We start from the raw sequence: 19,814 nt of genomic DNA on the forward strand, positions 1-19,814 counted from the left end.
TCTAACGCGCCATCGTCCCGCTGGCAAGGCTTCGCAGGAGTCAAACGCTGCGGTTTGGCCAAAAAAATACCGGCCAGCTGGGCTGACCGGTATGCAATCCTGGAAAGTGGCTGGTCGTTACAGCTGCGGACCCGCCGCCACCAGACGCTTGCCTTCGTCGTTGTCGGTGAAGCGTTCGAAGTTCTTGATGAAGCGCCCTGCCAGATCCACCGCCTTGGTATCCCAGTCGGCCTTATTCGCGTAGGTATCGCGCGGGTCGAGGATCTCGGTGTTCACCCCCGGCAGTGCGGTCGGCACCTCCAGGTTGAAGATTGGCAGCACCTTGGTCTGCGCCTGCTCGATGGAACCGTCAAGGATGGCGTCGATGATGGCGCGGGTGTCCTTGATGGAGATGCGCTTGCCGGTGCCGTTCCAGCCGGTGTTGACCAAGTAGGCCTCGGCCCCTGCCGCTTCCATCCGCTTCACCAGCTCCTGACCGTACTTGGTCGGGTGCAGGCTGAGGAAGGCTGCGCCGAAGCAGGAGGAGAAGGTCGGCGTCGGCTCTGTGATGCCACGCTCGGTGCCCGCCAGCTTGGCAGTGAAGCCGGACAGGAAGTGGTACTTGGTCTGCTCCTTGGTAAGCTTGGCGACCGGGGGCAGTACCCCGAAGGCATCGGCGGTCAGGAAGATCACCTTGGTGGCGTGACCTGCCTTGGAGACCGGCTTGACAATGTTCTCGATGTGGTAGATGGGGTAGGAGACCCGGGTGTTCTCGGTGCGGGAGCCGTCGTCGAAGTCGATGGTGCCGTCGGCCGCGACCGTCACGTTCTCCAGCAGCGCATCGCGACGGATGGCGTGGTAGATGTCCGGCTCAGCCTCTTCGGAGAGCTTGATGGTCTTGGCGTAGCAGCCCCCCTCGAAGTTGAACACGCCGTTGTCGTCCCAGCCGTGCTCGTCATCGCCGATCAGCTGGCGCTTGGGATCGGTGGAGAGGGTGGTCTTGCCGGTGCCGGACAGGCCGAAGAAGATGGCCACATCGCCGTCCTGACCCACGTTGGCGGAGCAGTGCATGGAGGCGATGCCGCGCAGGGGCAGGAAGTAGTTCATCATGGAGAACATGCCCTTCTTCATCTCGCCACCGTACCAGGTGCCACCGATGAGCTGCATCTTCTCGGTCATGTTGAAGGCGACGAAGTTCTCGGAGTTGAGGCCCTGTTCTTTCCAATTCGGGTTGGTGCACTTGGCACCGTTCATCACCACGAAGTCCGGCTTGAAGGTCTTGAGTTCTTCCTCACTCGGGCGAATGAACATGTTCTTCACGAAGTGTGCCTGCCAGGCCACCTCGGTGATGATGCGCACTGCCAGACGGGTGTCCGGGTTGGCGCCGCAATAACCGTCCACCACGAACAGGCGCTTGCCGGAGAGCTGTTGGGTCACCAGGGATTTCAGATGTGACCACACTTCCGGGGTAATGGCCTTGTTATCGTTCTTACCCTGGTCAGACCACCACACAGTATTCTGGGTAGTGCCGTCTTTGACGATATATTTATCTTTCGGGGAACGACCGGTGAAGATGCCGGTATTGACGTTGACGGCGCCCAGCTCGGTGACGACGCCACGTTCGAATCCTTCCAGGTCTGGGCGGGTCTCTTCGGCGAAGAGCTGCTCATAAGAGGGGTTGCGAACGATTTCTTGGCTGTTTTTGATACCGTACTGGTCCAGTTTCAGTTGTTGGGCCAGGGTGGGTTCTGCCACGATAGTCATTATATTCTCCTGGGGTCAGAGGTTTGTAGGGTTCTATCTGACGATCATGCTACCACCTAGGTGGTAGAGTTTAGCGATCGCCATCAAACTTTATAAAATAGGGTATTTTTTTGTTATTTAAGTTAAAGGCGGGTTTTGCCCGCCTTCATTTAGTGTAACTTGTTTGCATCATTACCGGGAGCCCTGCTGAACAGGGTTTCGACGTCGATCCCATCGAATGGGTACTCGGCGCCGCAATAGTCACAGTGCATGTCGATCTTGCCGAGATCCTGCACCATGGCCATCGCCTCCTCTTTACCGATCTGCAGCAAGGCCCCTTCACAACGGGCACGGGAGCAGGTGCAGCGGAACTCGATGGCCTGGGGATCGAACACCCGTACCTTGTCCTGGTGATAGAGGCGATAGAGGATCTCCTCGGCTTCCAGACCAAGCAGCTCTTCATCCTTGATGGTGCTGGTGAGCTGTTCCAGATGCTCGAAATCGGCGCTGTGATCCTCGCTCTGGGCCGGCAGTTCCTGCAGCAGGATCCCGGCGGCGCGGGGCTGGCCTTCGTGATGGCCGGTGCGGATCCAGAGCCGGGTGGCGAGCTGCTCGGATTGGGCGAAGTACTGCTCGAGGCAGCCTGCCAGGGTGTCGGCCTCGAGGGCAATGATGCCCTGATAGCGCTCACCCTGATCCGGGGTGATGGTGATCACCAGCTGGCCGTTGCCGATCAGGCTCTGCAGCTTGCCATCCTCCGGCAACTTCCCTTCATAACGGGCCACGCCGCGCAGTTGCTGGTTGTGATCGCCGTTGATCACCGCCAGGCGCACCGGGCCGTCCCCTTGCAGTTGCACCGTGATGGAGCCTTCAAACTTGAGGGTGGCGGTCAGCAGGCTGGTGGCGACCAGCAGTTCACCCAACAGCGTTTGCACCTGCACCGGATAGCTCTGGGCTTCCACGATGTGGCGGTAGGTGCTGTCCAGCTGGACCAGCTCCCCGCGGACTTCGTACTCTTCGAACAGATAGCGATACAGGAGATCTTGGTTACTCATCATGCATTCCTGGGTTTTCTTGGGGATATGAACAAAAACATTGTTAAACAGCCGGTTAGGAACTAATTCCTCCGCCTGTCGTCATAAAAGGGCCACAAGGGCTGATTAGTATTGTTTGACCTTGATCAGCTGGCGTCGTTCCTGTTTGTCGGGACGGCGCTCCGGGCTTGGGGCAAACTGGCTGTTGAAACGCCGGGCCTCGCTGTTGTCGGCGCGTCGTTTCAGGCTCTCGGCGGTCTCTTCGTAGAGCAGTTGGGCCAGCGGAGCAGATTTGCGCTGCTCGCTCACCTCGAGCACTCGCACCTCCCGCTCGTCCTGGCCCTGCCAGAAGCGGATGAGGGCGCCGACCTCGACCTGCTTGCCCGGTTTACTGCGCTGGCCGTTGTAGTGCACCTTGCCGCCGTCTATCTGGTCCCGCGCCAGACTGCGGGTCTTGTAGAAGCGCGCAGCCCACAGCCACTTGTCGAGGCGAACCTGAGTGCCGGTTTGTGCTGGGTTCGACATGAATCGGCTCCGGATGGCTAAAAGGGTGCCTGATTATACCAGAGGGGAGCCCTGGGGTAGAAACAGGGGACGCCTTGGTGTGACGGGATCTGTATTTTCACCGCTTCACCTCATCCGGTCGGTTGTCTCTGGGTCCATTGCCGTACACAATAGCCAACCGATTTGGATGTCAGAAAATTTTGATCACGATGACGCTACCGCCTAGGGATGACTTGTTGAACTCCCTTCTGGCCCGTTGCAAGACGGTGCCACTCGCTCGTTTGAGCCAGCCTCTGTTCTGGCTGCTGCTGCTATTGCTGGCCCAACAGTGTGCCGGCCTTACCTGGCGTCTGTTCGGCCTGACTCAACCAATTAACTCCCAGCCCTGGCAGCCCTCGGTCACCGCGAGCCAGGGAGCAGGGTCGGCGCGTCTCGATATCAGCGGGGTCAGCCGCCTTTCCCTGTTTGGCAAGGCCCCCCCGGCCAATGCTGGCCAAGTGGCCCAGACGGTCGCGGCCGATGCCCCCAAAACCCAACTCAATGCCCAACTCAACGGTGTGCTGGCGAGTTCTGATCCCGCCAAGTCCATCGCCATCATCGCCCATAACGGGTTGCAGAATTCTTACGGCATCGGTGATTACATCGATGGCACCCAGGCCAGGATCCGTCAGGTCTTTGCGGATCGGGTCATCATCGCCCGGGATGGTCGTGATGAGACCCTGATGCTGGACGGGGAGGAGTACGGCAAACCCTTGCCCAAAGCAACCCAGCCCCAGAGCAAGCTCTCCACGGTACGCAGCGAGCTGATGAGCAACCCCGGCAAGATCACCGATTACCTCAATATTTCCCCGGTACGGGTGGATGGCCGCATGGTCGGCTATCGCCTCAATCCGGGCAGCAACCCGGAAATGTTCAACCAACTCGGGCTGGTCGCCAACGATCTGGCGGTCAGCATCAATGGCCTGGATCTGCGGGACAACGCACAGGCCATGCAGGCTATGCAGCAAGTGGCGGGCGCCACTGAAATGACCGTCACCGTCGAGCGGCAAGGACAGCTCTACGACGTGTATGTCGGCTTGTCAGAATAATGATTGGAGTAGCACCAAGAATGAGAAATAAAGGGAAAGGCTGGCGTCTGGCCACGGTCGCGGCAGCCTTGATGATGGCAGGCTCTGCCTGGGCCACCGAGTATTCCGCCAGTTTCAAGAATGCCGACATCGAAGAGTTCATCAACACGGTCGGCAAGAACCTGAACAAGACCATCATCATCGAGCCCTCGGTGCGCGGCAAGATCAACGTCCGCAGTTACGACCTGCTCAACGAAGAGCAGTACTACCAGTTCTTCCTGAGCGTGCTCGACGTCTATGGCTTCGCCGTGGTGCCCATGAACAACGGGGTGCTCAAGGTTGTGCGCTCCAAGGATGCCAAGACCTCCGCCATTCCGGTGGTGGACGATAGCAACCCCGGCATTGGGGACGAGATGGTGACCCGGGTGGTGCCGGTGCGCAACGTCTCGGTGCGCGAACTGGCCCCGCTGCTGCGCCAGCTCAACGACAACGCCGGTGGCGGCAACGTGGTGCACTACGAGCCCTCCAACGTGCTGCTCATCACCGGCCGTGCCGCCGTGGTCAACCGCTTGGTGGAGGTGGTGCGCCGGGTGGACAAGGCCGGTGACCAGGACATGGACGTCATCAAGCTGAAATATGCTTCCGCCGGCGAGATGGTACGGCTGGTGACCAACCTCAACAAGGATGGCAACAACCAGGGTGGCAATGCCCCCCTGCTGCTCTCCCCCAAGGTGGTGGCGGATGAGCGGACCAACTCCGTGGTGATCAGCGGTGAGCCCAAGGCCCGTGCCCGCATCATCCAGATGGTGCGTCAGCTCGATCGGGATCTGCAGAGCCAGGGCAATACCCGGGTCTTCTACCTTAAGTACGGCAAGGCCAAGGACCTGGTGGACGTGCTCAAGGGGGTCAGCTCCAGCATTGAGGCGGACAAGAAAGGGGGCGGTGCGGCGGCGACCGGCGGCGGTGCCAGCATCGGTGGCGGCCAGCTTGCCATCTCGGCGGACGAGACCACCAATGCCCTGGTGATCACCGCCCAGCCGGACGTCATGGCCGAGCTGGAGCAGGTCATCGCCAAGCTCGACATCCGTCGTGCCCAGGTGCTGGTGGAGGCGATCATCGTCGAAGTCTCCGACGGTGACGGCATGAACCTCGGCGTGCAGTGGGCCAATACCAACGGTGGCGGCACCCAGTTCACCGATACCGGCCTGCCCATCGGTTCCCTCGCCATCGCTGCCAAGGATTACGATGACAATGGCAACACCGACGGTCTCGCGTCGCTTGCCAGCAACTTCAGCGGTATGGCGGCCGGTTTCTACAAGGGAGACTGGGCCATGCTGGTGACGGCCCTCTCCACCAACAGCAAGAACGACATTCTCTCGACTCCGAGCATCGTCACCATGGACAACAAGGAAGCCTCCTTCAACGTCGGCCAGGAAGTGCCGGTGCAGAGCGGCTCCCAGAGCTCCACCACCAGCGATCAGGTGTTCAACACCATAGAGCGCAAGACGGTGGGCACCAAGCTGGTGGTGACGCCCCAGATCAACGAAGGGGACTCGGTACTGCTCAACATCGAGCAGGAAGTCTCGAGTGTCGCCCAGAAGCAGGCGACCGGTACCGCGAACCTGGGTCCCACCTTCGACACCCGTACCGTGAAGAATGCCGTGCTGGTGAAAAGCGGCGAAACCGTGGTGCTGGGGGGCTTGATGGATGAGCAGACCCAGGAGCAGATCTCCAAGGTGCCGCTGCTCGGGGACATCCCCGTGCTGGGCTACCTGTTCCGCTCCTCCAAGACCTCGACCTCCAAGCGCAACCTCATGGTCTTCATCCGCCCGACCATCTTGCGCGATGCCAACGTCTACTCCGGCGTCTCCAGCAACAAGTACACCCTGTTCAGGGCCGAGCAGCTGAACCGCGCCGCCGATGAAGGCTATGCCACCTCGCCGGCTCGCCAGGTGCTGCCTGCCTACGGCCAGGATGTGATGATGTCCCCCGAGGTACAACAGCAGATCGAGCGGATGAAGGCGCAGCAGCAGGCGACCGCCACCGGCGTCAGAACCCAGGTGCAGCAGCCCCAGAGCCAACCCTTCGTGCAGAGCAAGCCCTGATGGCGTATCAACTGGACAACAGCGAACTGCCGGCTGAACTGCCGGAGTTGCCGTTCGCCTTCGCCCGCAACTTCGGGGCCATCCTGACCGAGCGTCAGGGAAAGCCCCTGCTGCTCTGCCGTCAGGGGATCAGCCCCCAGACCCTGCTGGAGGTGCGGCGGGTGGCCGGTTGTGGTTTTGCCGTCGAGCAGCTTGGCAACGACGAATTCGAAACCCTGCTGATGGCCCACTATCAGCGCGACTCCTCCGAGGCACGCCAGCTGATGGAGGACCTCGGCAACGAGATGGACTTCTTCGCCCTGGCCGAGGAGCTGCCCCAGAGTGAAGACTTGCTGGATGCGGATGACGACGCCCCCATCATCCGCCTCATCAACGCCATGTTGAGCGAGGCGATCAAGGAGGAGGCGTCCGACATCCATATCGAAACCTTCGAGCGGGCCCTGGTCATTCGTTTTCGCATCGATGGCGTGCTGCGGGAGATACTGCGTCCCCATCGCAAGCTTGCATCGCTCTTGGTGTCGCGCATCAAGGTCATGTCCCGCATGGACATCGCCGAGAAGCGGGTACCCCAGGATGGCCGCATCTCCCTGCGCATCGGCGGCCGGGCCGTCGACGTGCGGGTCTCCACCATGCCGTCCAGCTACGGCGAGCGGGTGGTGTTGCGACTGCTGGACAAGAACAACGTGCGCCTCGAGCTCAAGCAGCTCGGCATGACGCTGGCCAATCGCAACGTCATCAGCGAACTCATCCGCAAACCCCACGGCATCATCCTGGTGACCGGGCCGACCGGTTCGGGCAAGTCCACCACCCTCTATGCGGCGCTCTCGGAGATCAACTCCCGGGATCGCAACATCCTCACCGTCGAAGATCCCATTGAATATGACCTGGAAGGGGTGGGGCAGACCCAGGTCAACAGCAAGGTGGATATGACCTTCGCCCGCGGCCTGCGCGCCATTTTGCGTCAGGATCCGGACGTGGTGATGGTGGGGGAGATTCGTGACCTCGAGACCGCCCAGATCGCGGTGCAGGCCTCCCTCACCGGTCACCTGGTGATGTCGACCCTGCACACCAACACCGCCATCGGCGCCATCACCCGGATGCGGGATATGGGCATAGAGCCCTTCCTGCTCTCCTCCTCCCTGCTGGCGGTATTGGCCCAGCGGCTGGTGCGCACCCTCTGCCCGGATTGCCGTGCACCCCATCCCATCAGCGAGCAGGAACGGCTCGCCATGGGCATGTCACTGCCGCCGGATCAGCAGATCTGGCGCCCGGTGGGATGCGAGCAGTGCAACCACACCGGTTATCGCGGCCGGACCGGGATCCACGAACTGGTGGTGATCGACGACGCCGTGCGCGAGGCCATCCACGGCGCCAGCGGCGAGCTCGCCATCGAGCGGCTGATCCGGGGTCATACCCCCAGCATCCGCCGGGATGGCATCGACAAGGTGCTGCTGGGGCAGACCAGCCTCGAAGAAGTGCTGCGCGTGACCCGGGAAGACTGAGATGGCTGCGTTCGAATACAAGGCTCTCGACAGCAAGGGACGCAACAAGAACGGTGTGTTGGAGGGCGACTCCGCCCGCCAGGTGCGCCAGCTGCTGCGCGAGCAGGGGCTGACCCCGCTCGAGGTGAACGAAACCACCGAGAAGGCGAAGCGGGAAGCCAATCGCTTCGTGCTGTTTCGCCGCGGGGCCTCCACCTCAGAGCTGGCCCTCATCACCCGCCAGCTGGCGACCCTGGTGGGGGCCGGTCTCACCATCGAGGAAGCCCTCAAGGCGGTGGCCGAGCAGTGCGAGAAGGCCCACCTGCGCAGTCTGGTAGCGACGGTGCGCAGCAAGGTGGTGGAGGGTTACTCCCTTGCCGACTCCCTCGGCGCCTTCCCCCATGTGTTTGACCAGCTGTTCCGCTCCATGGTGGCGGCCGGGGAGAAATCCGGTCACCTGGAGAAGGTGCTGAACCGGCTTGCGGATTACACCGAGCAGCGCCAGCACATGCGCACCAAGCTGCTGCAGGCGATGATCTATCCCATCGTCCTCACGTTGGTGGCGGTGGGAGTCATCTCCATACTGCTCACCGCCGTGGTGCCCAAGGTGGTGGCCCAGTTCGAACACATGGGTCAACAACTGCCCGGCACCACCCGTTTTCTCATCGGTACCAGCGAGTTGCTGCAGCACTACGGGCTCTGGTTCCTGCTGCTGCTGTTCATTGGCGGTCTGATCTGGCGCTGGTGGTTGGGGGATGCGACCCGCCGTCGCCACTGGCACGCCGTGCTGCTGCGTCTGCCGGTCATCGGTCGGGTCAGCCGCGGCCTCAACACCGCCCGTTTCGCCCGCACCTTGAGCATCCTCAACGCCAGCGCCGTGCCCCTGCTGGAGGGGATGAAGATCGCCGGTGAAGTGCTCTCCAACGACTTTGCCCGCCACCGCATCGGCGAGGCCACCGAGCGGGTGCGAGAGGGGACCAGCCTGCGCAAGGCGCTGGATGAAACCAAGATTTTTCCGCCCATGATGCTGCACATGATCGCCTCGGGCGAGCAGAGCGGCGAGCTCGACAGCATGCTGGAGCGGGCGGCGGACAACCAGGACAGGGAGTTCGAAACCCAGGTGAATATCGCACTCGGGGTGTTCGAGCCCATGCTGGTGGTCTCCATGGCCGGGGTGGTGCTGTTTATCGTGATGTCGATCCTGCAGCCGATCCTCGAGCTCAACAACATGGTGAATCTCTGATGCCGGCGTGACCCGCCGGTTTGAATGCCACAACAAGGTTAATCATCGATGGCGCTGGCCATCTTATTCGTTAGGGAGTCATAGCAATGCACAGTCGTCGTCAACGGGGTTTCACCCTGCTGGAAGTCATGGTGGTCATCGTGATCCTGGGGATCCTGGCCAGCCTGGTGGTGCCTAACCTGATGGGCAACAAGGAGAAGGCGGATCAGCAGAAGGCGGTGTCCGATATCGTCGCGCTGGAGAATGCGCTGGACATGTACAAGCTGGACAACAACCGCTACCCCACCACCGAGCAGGGGCTGGATGCCCTGGTCAACAAGCCGACCGCTTCCCCGGAGCCGCGCAGCTACCGGGAAGGGGGCTACATCAAGCGCCTGCCGCAGGATCCCTGGGGTAACCAGTACCAGCTGCTGAGTCCGGGCCAGTTTGGCAAGATCGACATCTTCAGCATGGGGCTGGATGGGGAAGCCGGTACCGATGACGACATCGGCAACTGGAACCTGAAGGACTTCCAATAAGTGTTTGAAGGCGCCCTGATGCCTGTCGGGCCTGCCGCCATCGGGCAGGCCTTGTCTCGTTCATCCGCCATGGCCCGACCATGGAGGTAGTGCTCGTGACATGCCGTCATCAGTCAGGAGTCTCTGTGCCGGAGTGCCGCCATCTTGATGGGGGACAGCTGGTGAGGCGCCGTCACCAATCGGGGTTCACCCTGCTGGAAGTCTTGCTGGTCGCCATGTTGATGGGGCTTGTCGCCACCGCCGTCACCCTCAGCATGGGGGGCGCCCGCGGAGACAGGGAGCTGGACAAGCAGGCCCGCCGCTTCATGGCGACCCTGCAGCAGGCACAGGAGTATTCGGTGATGGATGGCCGGCTGCTGGGACTGCGGACCGAGGCCAACGGCTGGCAGTTCATGTCCCGTAACCCGAAGGATCGCAAGTGGCAGGCGCTGGAGGGCGACAAGATCCTGGGGCCGGTACAACTGCCCGAGGAGATGGTCCTGACCATTGAACTGGAGGGATTCAGCTGGCGTACCGACACCGATGACAAGACGGAGCAGAATCGCGACGAGCGGGAGCGCACGCCCCAGATCCTCATCTTCCCGGGGGGAGAACTCACCCCCTTCGTGCTGACCCTGAGCCAGCAGGTGGATGACGAGAAATATCTGCGCACCGTCAAGGGGGACGAGTTCGGTCGTCTCTCCCTGCAAGAAGACGAAGAGGAAGAGGAGTGAGGCGCCAGGCTCCCAGGGTGCGCGGCATTACGTTGCTGGAGGTCATGGTGGCGCTGGCGGTATTTGCCATCGCCGGCCTCGCCGTGATGAAGACCGCCAGCGAGCATCTCTCCGGTCTCAACTATCTGGAAGAGAAGACCCTGGCGACCTGGGTGGTGGAGAACCAGCTGGTGCAGCAGAAGCTCGAAGCCAAGTGGCCCGGCGACAGCTGGGTGGAAGGGGACGAGGAGCTGGCCGGTCAGACCTGGTACTGGCGCTATCGCGGCGTCGCCACCAGCGATGCCAACTTCAAGGCGCTGGACATGGAGGTGCGCACCGCGCCCAGGGCCGAGAGCCCGGTGGCCACGATCAGGACCTATATCAGCCGATGAGCGGGACTCAACGAATCCAGAGGAGCCCGAGCCAGGATCGGCGAAGGACGTCCCTTGTGACCCACCCCCGCCATGGCGGTGTCACCCGGCGGGAGGCGTCGACGGTGCCATCGGCCAGACGGTGCCGCGCTGTTTTGAGGGCGCGCGGCTTCACCTTGCTGGAGATGCTGGTGGCCATCGCCATCTTCGCCACGCTGAGCCTTGGCGCCTATCAGGTGCTGCAGGGGGTGCTTACCAGCGACGAGGTGGCGAAGAAAAAAGAGACCCGGCTTGCGGAGCTGCAGCTGGCCTTCAGCCTGCTGGAGCGGGATGTCAGTCAGATGGTGCCCCGCAGCGGGCGCATCGACGGGGAAAACAACAAGGTGCTGCTGGCGGCGTCCCGCTTTGGCCAGCAGAGCGATGACTGGGGCATGGCCTTCATCCACGGCGGCTGGCTCAATCCGGATGGCATACTGCCACGCTCCGGTTTGCAACGGGTGGGCTGGCGTCTCAAGGATCAGACCCTGGAGCGGCTGAGCTACCTCTACCCGGATCCCGTGATAGGCACCGAGCCGCGCATCCAGCCCGTGCTCAAGGGGGTGACGGCGCTGCGCCTCTACTTCTACGACAAGGGGATGTGGAAGGAGGAGTGGACCCAGCGAGACCTGCTGCCCCATGGGCTGGCGGTGGAGCTGGATCTGGAGGATTACGGCACCATTCGCAGACAGTTCCTCATCGGAGCCGGTGGTCAGAGGGCTGAGAATGGCAACTAAGCGTCGCGCTTCGCCCACTCGCCAGGGGGGCATGGCCCTGCTGGTGGTGCTGCTTATCCTGTCGGTGATGGTGATCATCGCCAGCAACATGAGCGGCCGCTTGCAGCTGGAATTGCGTCGCACCAGCAACCTCACCATCGGCAAGCAGGCCTGGTGGTACGCCATGTCGGCGGAGGCCCTGGTGATCAAGGTGCTCAACCAGGACTTCAAGGACGATCCCGATGTGGTGAACCTGGGGCAGAACTGGGCGCGTGAGGACGGGGTCTTCCCGGTGGATGATGGCACCCTAGCCGGCCGGGTACGGGATCTGCAGTCCTGCTTCAACCTCAACAGCCTGAGTGTGGCGAAGAAAGAGGGTGAAGACGGGGACAACCTGGAGTCTCAGCCCTATGCGGTGAAGGCGTTCCGCGCCCTGCTGGAGGCGCTGGAGGTCGAGGAATATGAGGCGGTGCAGCTGACCGATGCCATCCGGGACTGGACCGACAAGGATACCCAGCTGGTGTCGAGCTACGGGGCCGAAGATGCCTACTACGAGGGGCTCCAGCCCCCTTATCTGGTGGCCAACCAGTGGATGCTGGGCACGGATGAGTTGCGGGCGGTGCGGGGCATGACGGGGGCGCTCTATGCAAGGCTGGCCCCCTATGTCTGCACCCTGCCCAACGACAAGCTGGTGGTGAACATCAACACCATCAAGCCCGAGCGGGCGGCCCTGCTGGTGGGCCTCTATCAGGGCAAGATTGGGCTGGACGATGCCAAGCAGGTGTTGACCAGCCGACCCAAGAAGGGCTGGAAAGAGAAGAAGGCCATGACGGATCAGTTGCCGGTGCAGCCGGGTGCCGTCAGCGGTCTCGACGCTGCCCTGGACATCAAGAGCAGCTACTTCGAAGCCAGCCTGCTGGCCGAGGTGGGGGACGCGCGGGCCCGGCTCAAGACGGTGTTCCAGCGCGGCAAGGACAACAAGCTGGTCATGTTGCGACGTCTGAGCGACGGCGCAGAATAACCGGGACGGGCGACCACTGGCGTCGTCCGTCCCGACCCCGTATCGATACCGCAGCCCAGGCTGCGTTCCCGCCCATCGACGACGATGGCGGGCATGGCAGGAGAACGATTAGTGAGCGAGAGTCTGGTCATCCGTCTGGGGACCAATGCGCAGCAGCCGGTACACTGGCTGGTGTGGTCGACACAGGAGCAGGAGATCATTGCCTCCGGCACCCTGGCCTCGGCCCATGCCCTCGGCGAGTTGCAGGAGCGTGCCGGTGGCCGCCCCGTGGTAACCCTGGTGCCCGGCAGCGATCTCATCTTCCGGCGGGTCAGCCTGCCGGGCAAATACAACCGCCAGAGTGCGGCGGCGCTGCCCTATCTGCTGGAGGAACAGATCGCCTCCGATGTGGACGCCCTGCACCTGGTGGTGCTCGGCCATCAGGGCAACGAGGTGGATCTGATGGCGGTGGACAAGGCCAAGATGCAGGCCTGGCTCGGCTGGCTGCAACAGGCAGGACTCAAGACCCTGCAACTGCTGCCGGACGTGCTGACCCTGCCGCTGGCCACCGAGGGCTGGTCCGCCCTGCAACTGGGGGAGGAGTGGCTGCTGCGCCAGGGGTCTCGTCAGGGCATAGTGGCGGAGGAGCCCCTGTTGGCCATGTTGCTGGCCACCCAGGCTGAGCCCGTGACCATCCACAGCCACACGCCGCCACCGGCCATGGCCGGTTCCAACTGGCTGCCGGCGGATCCCGAACTGCCCATGCTGCTGCTGGCCAAGGGGGCCCTTGGCTGCCAGGCGAACCTGCTGCAGGGGAAGTACCGTCCCCAGACCGAATACGCCCGTCACTGGTTGCAGTGGCGCAAGGTGGCCGTGGTGGCCGGTTTGCTGCTGCTGGTGGCCCTGACCCAGCGTGGCGTACACCTGTATCAGCTGGCGGAGCAGGACAAGGCGCTCAAGGCCGAGATCCGGCAGGTCTATACCCGGATCTTCCCGGGGGAGAGCCGGATCGTCAACGTGCGCAGCCAGATGACCCAGCACCTCAAGCTGCTGGGACAGGCGCCCCAGGACGGGGTCCTGCTGCTGTTGACCGAGCTGGCCCCGGTGTTTGCCGAGGTGCCCGGTCTCAAGCCCGAAGTCATGCGTTTCGATGCGGCCAGGGGCGAGCTCAGGCTGCAGGTCACCGCACCCGGTTTCACCGAGATAGAGCGTTTTCGCGAGCTGGCGGGCAAGCGCTTCGAGGTGCAGCAGGGAGAGGTGCGCAGCACCGAAGGCAAGGTCGAAGGGGCACTGGTGCTCAAGGGTAAATCATCATGATGGACAAACTGCAAGGCTGGTGGCGTGGCATCAGCACCCGTGAACAGCGGCTGGTGGCGGTGGGGGGCGGCATCTTGCTGATCGGGCTCTGTTACTGGGCCATCTGGCAACCCGTGGCCAACCGCATCGCCGAGCGCGAGCGGCAGGTGATCAACCAGCAGCAGACCCTGGCCTGGCTCAAGGAGAAGGGTCAGGAGGTGCTGGCGATGCAGGGTAGCCAGGGTCGTCAGATAGACACCAGCGGCACCCTGGACGGGGTGGTGAACCGCACCGCCTTCAACCAGAAGATCAAGATCGCTCGCCTGCAGCCACAAGGGCAGGAGTTGCAGGTGTGGATCGACACCGTGCCTTTTGACGATCTGCTGCTCTGGCTCGCGACCCTGTCGGATCAGCACGGGGTCCAGGTGCAGATCATCGAGGTGGCGCGGGAGAATCTGGCGCCGGGTCTGGTCAAGGTGAGACGTTTACAGTTGAGTCGTCCCGAATGAAGCATAGAGTTCTAATCCCAGTCATTTTTTTGGTGACTTATCTCGTCTTTTTACTGGTGCAACTGCCCGCTACCCTGGTGGTCCGTTACCTGCCTCTGCCCGCCAACCTGGTGCGGCTGGAGGGGGTGAGCGGCACCCTCTGGAGCGGCCAGATAGCCAGGCTGCAATACGCCAGTGAATCCCTGACCCAGTTGCGCTGGGACCTCAACGGCTGGTCCTTGTTGCGATTCGCCCCCGAGGTTTCGGTGCGCTTCGGGGACAGGGCCGGTTTCAACGGTCAGGGGATCGTCGGCTGGAATGGCGCCGCTTTTGGCCGCGACATAACCCTCAACGCGCCGGCCCCCTGGCTGCTGGAACGGCTGCCCATGCGGCTGCCCTTCCCGTTGACGGCGGCGGGCCAGTTGCAGCTCAAGGTGGATCAGTTTGCCCAGGGCAACCCCTGGTGCGAACAGCTCTATGGCAATCTCTACTGGTATGGGGCCGAGGCCGACACCCCGGCGGGCAAGCTGGCGCTGGGGGATCCCGAGGCCAAGCTGACCTGCCTGGATTCGCACTTGGTGGCCGAGCTCAAGCAGGGGTCGGAGGCGGTCCAGGTGATGGGCAAGCTGGAGCTGCAGGCCAATCGCCAGTACCTGTTCCAGGGCAGTCTCAAGCCGGGGCCTGAGCTGCCGGATCAGATGAAACAGGGGCTGCCCTTCCTCGGCCAGCCCGATGGTCAGGGGCGCTTCCCCCTGCGCTACCAGGGCAGGATCTGACTCTTTGCTCGATGCAGAACACCCCGCCACGGCGGGGTGTTCTGTTATGGGGGGGAAGAGGCGTCGGTATCCGGTGTCGGGGTCGTGATCAGGTGATTGAGGAAGTAACCGAACAGCTCCGCCTGTGAGCCGATGCGCAGCTTGCCGTAGAGGTGCTTGCGGTGATTCTTCACCGTGCCGCTGCCTATCCCGAGCGTGGCGGCGATGGCCTCGGCATCCTGGCCCTGCAGCAGCAGTTCGGCCACCTGCCGCTCCCGCCGGGTCAGCAGCTCGGCTCCCAGACTCTGCATCCCCTCATCGATCACCTGCCTGAGGCGGGCCCCGTCCAGCCTGGCACCATCGTCCTTGGTGGCGTCCTGTGCCAGCAAGGGGGCAGCTTGCCGCCAGTGCTGGCGACAGAGGGCATGCAGCAGGGGGAAGAGCTCGTTCAGCCTGGCCCGCTCCCCGGTACTCAGCGCCCGGCGCTTGGCGAGCCGGCCGAGAAACAGCACCAGGGTGAGATTGGGACGGATGGGCATGATCAGCCCCACCTCCTCCTGCCAGCCGGTCGCCTCGTAGAAGCGCTGGCGATAGTCGGGATCCAGCGGGCCACGGGTGACCTCGGCCAGGGTCCAGACCCCGGCGCCGAGCCCGTTTTCCAGTGCCTGCATGAAGGGATCCTGGCCGAAGTGGCCGGCGAGGTAGCGATCGAACAGCAGTGCCCGCTGATGGCTCAGGTTGTCGTAGAGGTAGACGGGCCGCCTGCCCACCCCGAGCAACAGGGCGCAGTCGAATGCCACCCGCTGCTGGATGAGACGCACCAGGGCGGCCGGAAAGGCCGGGCCATGAAGGGACTCGACAGTCTGGGTCAGGGCGAGGGTATGGGCGGCGCTGTTCATCTGAGGACGGGATCTCTGCAGGGGCTGGGCCCGATAGGCCCCATGCTAGCACGGCAGTGATAAAACTGTCCCCAGAGGGACATATCCGCGGGAAGGCGGCGGAGGGAGGATAGGGGCTTTTCCTCTGCCGCTGGAGCACCCATGACAGACCCCCACCTGCTCGATGATCTGATGGCCCGCGGGCTCATCGCCCAAAATTCCGATCCCGAGGCCCTGGCCGCTCACCTGGCAACGCCGCGCACTCTCTATTGCGGCTTCGATCCCACCGCCGGCAGCCTGCACATCGGCCATCTGGTACCGCTCCTGATGCTACGCCGCTTCCAGCTCGCTGGCCACAGGCCGGTGGCCCTGGTGGGGGGGGCCACCGGCCTCATCGGGGATCCCAGCTTCAAGGCGACCGAGCGCACCCTCAACAGCGGTGAAACCGTGCAGGGCTGGGTCGCCAGTCTGTCGGCCCAGATAGCCGCTCTGCTGCCGGCCAGTGACGGCTTGGCGGCGCCGCAACTGGTCAACAACGCCGACTGGATGGGGCAGATGTCGGCCCTGGATTTCTTGCGGGACGTGGGCAAACACTTCTCCGTCAACGCCATGCTGGCACGGGAGTCGGTACGCCAGCGCCTCGCCCGCCCGGATCAGGGCATCTCCTTCACCGAGTTTGCCTACGCCCTGCTGCAATCCCAGGACTTCGCCGTGCTGCACGAGCGGCTCGGCTGCACCCTGCAGATAGGCGGCAACGATCAGTGGGGCAACATCACCAGCGGCATGGATCTCACCCGCCGCCTGCACCGGGCCCAGGTGTTTGGCATGACCCTGCCCCTCATCACCAAGGCCGATGGCACCAAGTTCGGCAAGACGGAAGGGGGGGCCATCTGGCTGGATCCGGCACTTACTTCCCCTTACGCCTTCTACCAGTTCTGGCTCGGCACCGCGGATGAGGATGTGTACCGCTTCCTGCGCTACTACAGCTTTATGCCGCTCTCAGTCATCGCGGCGCTGGAGGCGGAGGATGCGGGGCGTCAGGGTCGCAAGCGGGCACCCCAGGTGCTGGCGGACGAACTGACCGCCCTGGTGCACGGTGAGGCCGCGCTCGCGCAGGCGCAGGTCATCAGTGAGCAGCTGTTCAGCGGTCGGGTGGCAGAACTGGGCGAGGCGCAACTTGCACAACTCGCCGCCGGTGGCCTGCCGACCTCGACCCGGCAGCCCGAGGACGATCTGGTGGCGCTGCTGGTGACGAGTGGACTCGCCGCTTCCCGGCGGATCGCCCGCGAACTGCTGGCGGCCGGTGCCATCAGCCTCAACGGCCGGCTGGCCGAGGGGGTGGAACTCGCCGAGACCGACTGGCGTTTTGGCCGCTACCTGCTGCTGCGCCGGGGCAAGAAGCAGTACCACCTGGTACTGCAATCCTGATGGTGGGATGCCTCATGTCCGGCTTGCTCGTGGAGCATGTTGTCTAGGGTGTGCGTGACGAGGGCCGGGTAGGCGCGACGCCGGTCAAAGCGTCAGGTGGCTGATTGTTCCGATGATGCCGAGGGTCCGCCGAGTTCGCGGATCACGTAGTCGAGGGCGCGTGTGACGAGGGCCGGGTAGGCGCGACACCCGGTCAATGCGTCAGGGGTCTGATTGTTCCGGTGATGCCGAAGGCCCGCCGAGTTCACGGATCACGTAATCGAGGGCGCGTGTGACGAGGGCCGGGTAGGCGCGACACCGGTCCATGCGTCAGGAGGCTGATTGTTCCGGTGATGCCGAAGGCCCGCCGAGTTCGCGGATCACGTAGTCGAGGAAGTGGGTGATGAGCGCCGAGTCCGCCCGCCGCTGGGTATAGAGGGCGTAGAAGTGCGCACCCTTGGGCCGATAGGCGGGCAGCACCTCGCACACAGTGCCTGCCGCCAGATCCTCGGCCACCAGATAGCGGGGCAGGCGGGCGATGCCGAATCCCTGGCACATCGCCATCTGGATCGACTTCTTGCTGCTGAAGGCGAGCTCACCCGTCACCTCGAGGGGAATTTCTCGACCCTGGTGGAGCAAGGGCCAGGTGTCGTGGCGGGCATAATCCTGGCTGCGGGTGATGAGGCTGTGGCGCAGCAGATCCTGGGGCTGCGTGAGGGGCGGATGCGCGGCCAGGTAGGCCTCGCTCGCGCAGAGCACCAGATCGTCAGGGGCGATGGGGCGCGCCAGATAGGGTTCACTGTGCAATATCGTGCTGCGAAAGGCGACGTGCAGGTTGTCCCGCAGCAGATCGGCGACCTCGTTGGAGAAGTCGGCGATGATCCGCACCTCGGGGTGACTGGCGCGAAACCGTAGCAACACCGGGGCCAGCACCACCTCCCCCCAGAGATCCGGCGCCGTGATCCTGAGCTCACCGCAGAGGCTATGGCGACGCCGTTGCAAACCGTCGAGCAGTTCTTCGTGCAGGGCTATCATCTGGTCGGCCTGCTGGCAGGCCAGCTTGCCTGCATCCGTCAGTTGCACCCGGCGGGTGGTGCGGCTGAGCAGCACGGCCCCCAGATTCTGTTCAAGGTGGCGCAGATCCTTGGAGGCCTTGCTCGGGGTGATGCCGAGGTGGCTGGCGGCCGCGGCGAAGGAGCCGAAGCGGGCGATGGCGAGCAGCAGCCGCATCAGGTAGAGGGTATCGAGTTTGTGGTTGTCCATGGGGTTCTTTATTGCGTCCTGTTGGGAATGAGTGTCTTTCTTTCAGGTCTGATTATGTCTTGTCGGGCTGGGATTATAGTGGCGTCAACGAGGCACAGATGCCAGGAGAAAGACCATGATCCCGATGTTGAATGACGAGTTCCACTTTGTGCGGGCCGGGCTGCGGCTCAAGAATCGCGCCGTACTGGCCCCGTTGACCCACAACATGAGCGAGGAGAACGGGGATCCCGGCCGGGCCGAGCTCGACTGGCTGGCCCGCTGCGCCGAGGGGGGCTTTGGTCTGCTCATCGGCGCCGCCACCCAGGTACAGGCTGGGGGGCGCTGCTGGCCCGGCCAACCGGCCCTGATGACGGATGCCCAGCAATCGGCCTTTGCAAAGCTGACGCAGAGCGCCGAGGAAAACGGCGCCCTGGCGCTGATCCAGCTTCACCACGGCGGGGTCCGCGCCCAGCCCGAGCTGAACGGCACGGCCCCGGTGGGCCCCGGCGCCATTCCCCCGGGGGGACGTTATCCGCTCGGAGTATCGGCACTGACGGGGCCGCAGATCCTGCAACTGATCGACGCCTTCGTACTGGCCGCCGAGCGTGCCCATGGCGCCGGTCTGCACGGCATTGAGCTGCACGCCGCCCACAACTTCCTGCTCTGCAACTTCCTCAATCCCCTGCTGAACCGGCGGGAAGATGGCTGGGGAGGGAGTCTGGCCGGGCGGGCACGCATGCTGCTGGCCATAGTGCGGGGCATCCGGGAGCGTCTGCCGAGAAGCTTCCTCATCGGGGTGCGGCTCTCGCCGGAGAGCTATGCCCACATAGAGGGCATCCAGCTCGCCAACCAGCTGGCGCTGGTCGAGTTGCTGGTGGAGGAGGATGTCGACTACCTGCACTTCTCCATGGGGGACAGCTTCAAGGCGGCGAGCGAGGATCCCGCCGGGGGTTCCCTGCTGGCCGCGGTGCGCGCCGGAGTCGCGGGGCGGGTGCCTCTCATGGTGGCGGGCAAGATCTGGGATGCCGAGTCCGCCAGGCAGGCCCTGGCGGGCGGGGCGGATCTGGTGGCCATAGGGTCGGCGGCCATCGGCAATCCGGACTGGCCGAAGAGGGTGAACTGCGATCTTCCCCTGGAGCAACCCCCCTTCGAGACAGCCCGGCTGACGACGTCCGGCTTCACCCCCCGGGCCCAGGATTACCTGCGCAGCTTTCCCGGTCTGGTCGCCCAAGCCTCTTGAGGTGAAGGCCGGGCGCCCG

Annotated in this window: 19 protein-coding genes; 14 read left to right on the top strand and 5 right to left on the bottom strand. The window is 63.6% G+C overall.

The window, feature by feature from the left end; genetic code table 11:
• Positions 1-117: 117 nt before the first annotated feature.
• From pckA to hslR, 3 genes are all read right to left on the bottom strand, one after another.
• Positions 118-1,743, bottom strand: coding sequence for a phosphoenolpyruvate carboxykinase (ATP) (gene pckA / locus ABNP46_RS02845; protein ID WP_349920914.1), 1,626 nt, complete (start codon positions 1,741-1,743; stop codon positions 118-120).
• Between the two features lie 149 nt (positions 1,744-1,892).
• Positions 1,893-2,777, bottom strand: a complete 885-nt coding sequence (gene hslO / locus ABNP46_RS02850; RefSeq protein WP_349920915.1) for an Hsp33 family molecular chaperone HslO — start codon at positions 2,775-2,777, stop codon at positions 1,893-1,895.
• Between the two features lie 105 nt (positions 2,778-2,882).
• Positions 2,883-3,281 (bottom strand): ribosome-associated heat shock protein Hsp15, encoded by a 399-nt coding sequence (gene hslR, locus ABNP46_RS02855; protein ID WP_349920916.1) that lies wholly within the window; start codon positions 3,279-3,281, stop codon positions 2,883-2,885.
• A 212-nt stretch (positions 3,282-3,493) separates the two neighbouring features.
• Between hslR and exeC the strand changes: the two genes are divergently transcribed.
• The 12 genes from exeC (at position 3,494) to exeN (ending at position 15,049) form a co-directional block, all read left to right on the top strand.
• Positions 3,494-4,348 (top strand): GspC family type II secretion system variant ExeC, encoded by an 855-nt coding sequence (gene exeC, locus ABNP46_RS02860; RefSeq protein ID WP_349920917.1) that lies wholly within the window; start codon positions 3,494-3,496, stop codon positions 4,346-4,348.
• A gap of 20 nt (positions 4,349-4,368) precedes the next feature.
• Complete coding sequence (gene exeD, locus ABNP46_RS02865; RefSeq protein WP_349920918.1) at positions 4,369-6,432, top strand: GspD family T2SS secretin variant ExeD; 2,064 nt, start codon at positions 4,369-4,371, stop codon at positions 6,430-6,432.
• Positions 6,429-7,934 carry a type II secretion system ATPase GspE gene (gene gspE / locus ABNP46_RS02870; protein ID WP_349922344.1) on the top strand — a complete coding sequence of 502 codons (1,506 nt, stop codon included), beginning with the start codon at positions 6,429-6,431 and terminating at the stop codon, positions 7,932-7,934. The genes exeD and gspE overlap by 4 nt, the downstream gene beginning before the upstream one ends.
• A gap of 1 nt (position 7,935) precedes the next feature.
• On the top strand, positions 7,936-9,156 hold the full coding sequence (gene exeF, locus ABNP46_RS02875; protein WP_349920919.1) for a GspF family T2SS innner membrane protein variant ExeF: 1,221 nt from the start codon (positions 7,936-7,938) through the stop codon (positions 9,154-9,156).
• A gap of 86 nt (positions 9,157-9,242) precedes the next feature.
• Positions 9,243-9,674 (top strand): GspG family T2SS major pseudopilin variant ExeG, encoded by a 432-nt coding sequence (exeG, locus tag ABNP46_RS02880; protein ID WP_349920920.1) that lies wholly within the window; start codon positions 9,243-9,245, stop codon positions 9,672-9,674.
• A 125-nt stretch (positions 9,675-9,799) separates the two neighbouring features.
• A complete protein-coding gene (gene exeH / locus ABNP46_RS02885) occupies positions 9,800-10,387 on the top strand; it encodes a GspH family T2SS minor pseudopilin variant ExeH (RefSeq protein ID WP_434476172.1) in 588 nt (195 codons plus the stop codon).
• A gap of 44 nt (positions 10,388-10,431) precedes the next feature.
• A complete protein-coding gene (gene exeI, locus ABNP46_RS02890) occupies positions 10,432-10,758 on the top strand; it encodes a GspI family T2SS minor pseudopilin variant ExeI (RefSeq protein ID WP_349922348.1) in 327 nt (108 codons plus the stop codon).
• A 164-nt stretch (positions 10,759-10,922) separates the two neighbouring features.
• Positions 10,923-11,510, top strand: coding sequence for a GspJ family T2SS minor pseudopilin variant ExeJ (exeJ, locus tag ABNP46_RS02895; RefSeq protein WP_349922350.1), 588 nt, complete (start codon positions 10,923-10,925; stop codon positions 11,508-11,510).
• On the top strand, positions 11,500-12,510 hold the full coding sequence (gene exeK / locus ABNP46_RS02900) for a GspK family T2SS minor pseudopilin variant ExeK (protein ID WP_349920921.1): 1,011 nt from the start codon (positions 11,500-11,502) through the stop codon (positions 12,508-12,510). The genes exeJ and exeK overlap by 11 nt, the downstream gene beginning before the upstream one ends.
• A 111-nt stretch (positions 12,511-12,621) precedes the next feature.
• On the top strand, positions 12,622-13,806 hold the full coding sequence (gene exeL, locus ABNP46_RS02905; RefSeq protein WP_349920922.1) for a GspL family type II secretion system protein ExeL: 1,185 nt from the start codon (positions 12,622-12,624) through the stop codon (positions 13,804-13,806).
• A complete protein-coding gene (gene exeM / locus ABNP46_RS02910; RefSeq protein ID WP_349920924.1) occupies positions 13,803-14,294 on the top strand; it encodes a GspM family type II secretion system protein ExeM in 492 nt (163 codons plus the stop codon). Before exeL ends, exeM begins: the two co-directional genes overlap by 4 nt.
• Positions 14,291-15,049 carry a GspN family type II secretion system protein ExeN gene (gene exeN, locus ABNP46_RS02915; protein WP_349920926.1) on the top strand — a complete coding sequence of 253 codons (759 nt, stop codon included), beginning with the start codon at positions 14,291-14,293 and terminating at the stop codon, positions 15,047-15,049. The genes exeM and exeN overlap by 4 nt, the downstream gene beginning before the upstream one ends.
• Before the next feature lie 44 nt (positions 15,050-15,093).
• Here exeN and ABNP46_RS02920 read toward each other — a convergent pair whose 3' ends face one another.
• Positions 15,094-15,927 carry a helix-turn-helix transcriptional regulator gene (locus ABNP46_RS02920; protein ID WP_349920927.1) on the bottom strand — a complete coding sequence of 278 codons (834 nt, stop codon included), beginning with the start codon at positions 15,925-15,927 and terminating at the stop codon, positions 15,094-15,096.
• 141 nt (positions 15,928-16,068) lie between these two features.
• Here ABNP46_RS02920 and tyrS point away from each other — a divergent pair, with 141 nt between their 5' ends.
• A complete protein-coding gene (gene tyrS, locus ABNP46_RS02925; RefSeq protein WP_349920928.1) occupies positions 16,069-17,334 on the top strand; it encodes a tyrosine--tRNA ligase in 1,266 nt (421 codons plus the stop codon).
• 309 nt (positions 17,335-17,643) lie between these two features.
• Here the strand turns inward: tyrS and ABNP46_RS02930 are convergent, their stop codons facing one another.
• Entirely contained in the window at positions 17,644-18,576 is a 933-nt protein-coding gene (locus tag ABNP46_RS02930; protein ID WP_349920929.1) for a LysR family transcriptional regulator, read from the bottom strand.
• A gap of 115 nt (positions 18,577-18,691) precedes the next feature.
• On the opposite strand from ABNP46_RS02930, the gene ABNP46_RS02935 reads away from it, so the two are divergent.
• Positions 18,692-19,795, top strand: a complete 1,104-nt coding sequence (locus ABNP46_RS02935) for an NADH:flavin oxidoreductase (protein ID WP_349920930.1) — start codon at positions 18,692-18,694, stop codon at positions 19,793-19,795.
• Positions 19,796-19,814: the final 19 nt, after the last annotated feature.

Origin of the sequence: Aeromonas veronii, assembly GCF_040215105.1 — a bacterium.
Classification (GTDB): Bacteria; Pseudomonadota; Gammaproteobacteria; order Enterobacterales; family Aeromonadaceae; genus Aeromonas; species Aeromonas veronii_G.

What these genes read in the sequence shown, in the direction of transcription:
- pckA (WP_349920914.1), bottom strand. Translation starts at nt 1,743, where the DNA reads ATGACTATCGTGGCAGAACCCACCCTGGCCCAACAACTGAAACTGGAC.
- hslO (WP_349920915.1), bottom strand. Translation starts at nt 2,777, where the DNA reads ATGAGTAACCAAGATCTCCTGTATCGCTATCTGTTCGAAGAGTACGAA.
- hslR (WP_349920916.1), bottom strand. Translation starts at nt 3,281, where the DNA reads ATGTCGAACCCAGCACAAACCGGCACTCAGGTTCGCCTCGACAAGTGG.
- exeD (WP_349920918.1), top strand. Translation starts at nt 4,369, where the DNA reads ATGAGAAATAAAGGGAAAGGCTGGCGTCTGGCCACGGTCGCGGCAGCC.
- exeF (WP_349920919.1), top strand. Translation starts at nt 7,936, where the DNA reads ATGGCTGCGTTCGAATACAAGGCTCTCGACAGCAAGGGACGCAACAAG.
- exeG (WP_349920920.1), top strand. Translation starts at nt 9,243, where the DNA reads ATGCACAGTCGTCGTCAACGGGGTTTCACCCTGCTGGAAGTCATGGTG.
- exeI (WP_349922348.1), top strand. Translation starts at nt 10,432, where the DNA reads ATGGTGGCGCTGGCGGTATTTGCCATCGCCGGCCTCGCCGTGATGAAG.
- exeJ (WP_349922350.1), top strand. Translation starts at nt 10,923, where the DNA reads ATGCTGGTGGCCATCGCCATCTTCGCCACGCTGAGCCTTGGCGCCTAT.
- exeK (WP_349920921.1), top strand. Translation starts at nt 11,500, where the DNA reads ATGGCAACTAAGCGTCGCGCTTCGCCCACTCGCCAGGGGGGCATGGCC.
- exeM (WP_349920924.1), top strand. Translation starts at nt 13,803, where the DNA reads ATGATGGACAAACTGCAAGGCTGGTGGCGTGGCATCAGCACCCGTGAA.
- exeN (WP_349920926.1), top strand. Translation starts at nt 14,291, where the DNA reads ATGAAGCATAGAGTTCTAATCCCAGTCATTTTTTTGGTGACTTATCTC.
- ABNP46_RS02920 (WP_349920927.1), bottom strand. Translation starts at nt 15,927, where the DNA reads ATGAACAGCGCCGCCCATACCCTCGCCCTGACCCAGACTGTCGAGTCC.
- tyrS (WP_349920928.1), top strand. Translation starts at nt 16,069, where the DNA reads ATGACAGACCCCCACCTGCTCGATGATCTGATGGCCCGCGGGCTCATC.
- ABNP46_RS02930 (WP_349920929.1), bottom strand. Translation starts at nt 18,576, where the DNA reads ATGGACAACCACAAACTCGATACCCTCTACCTGATGCGGCTGCTGCTC.
- ABNP46_RS02935 (WP_349920930.1), top strand. Translation starts at nt 18,692, where the DNA reads ATGATCCCGATGTTGAATGACGAGTTCCACTTTGTGCGGGCCGGGCTG.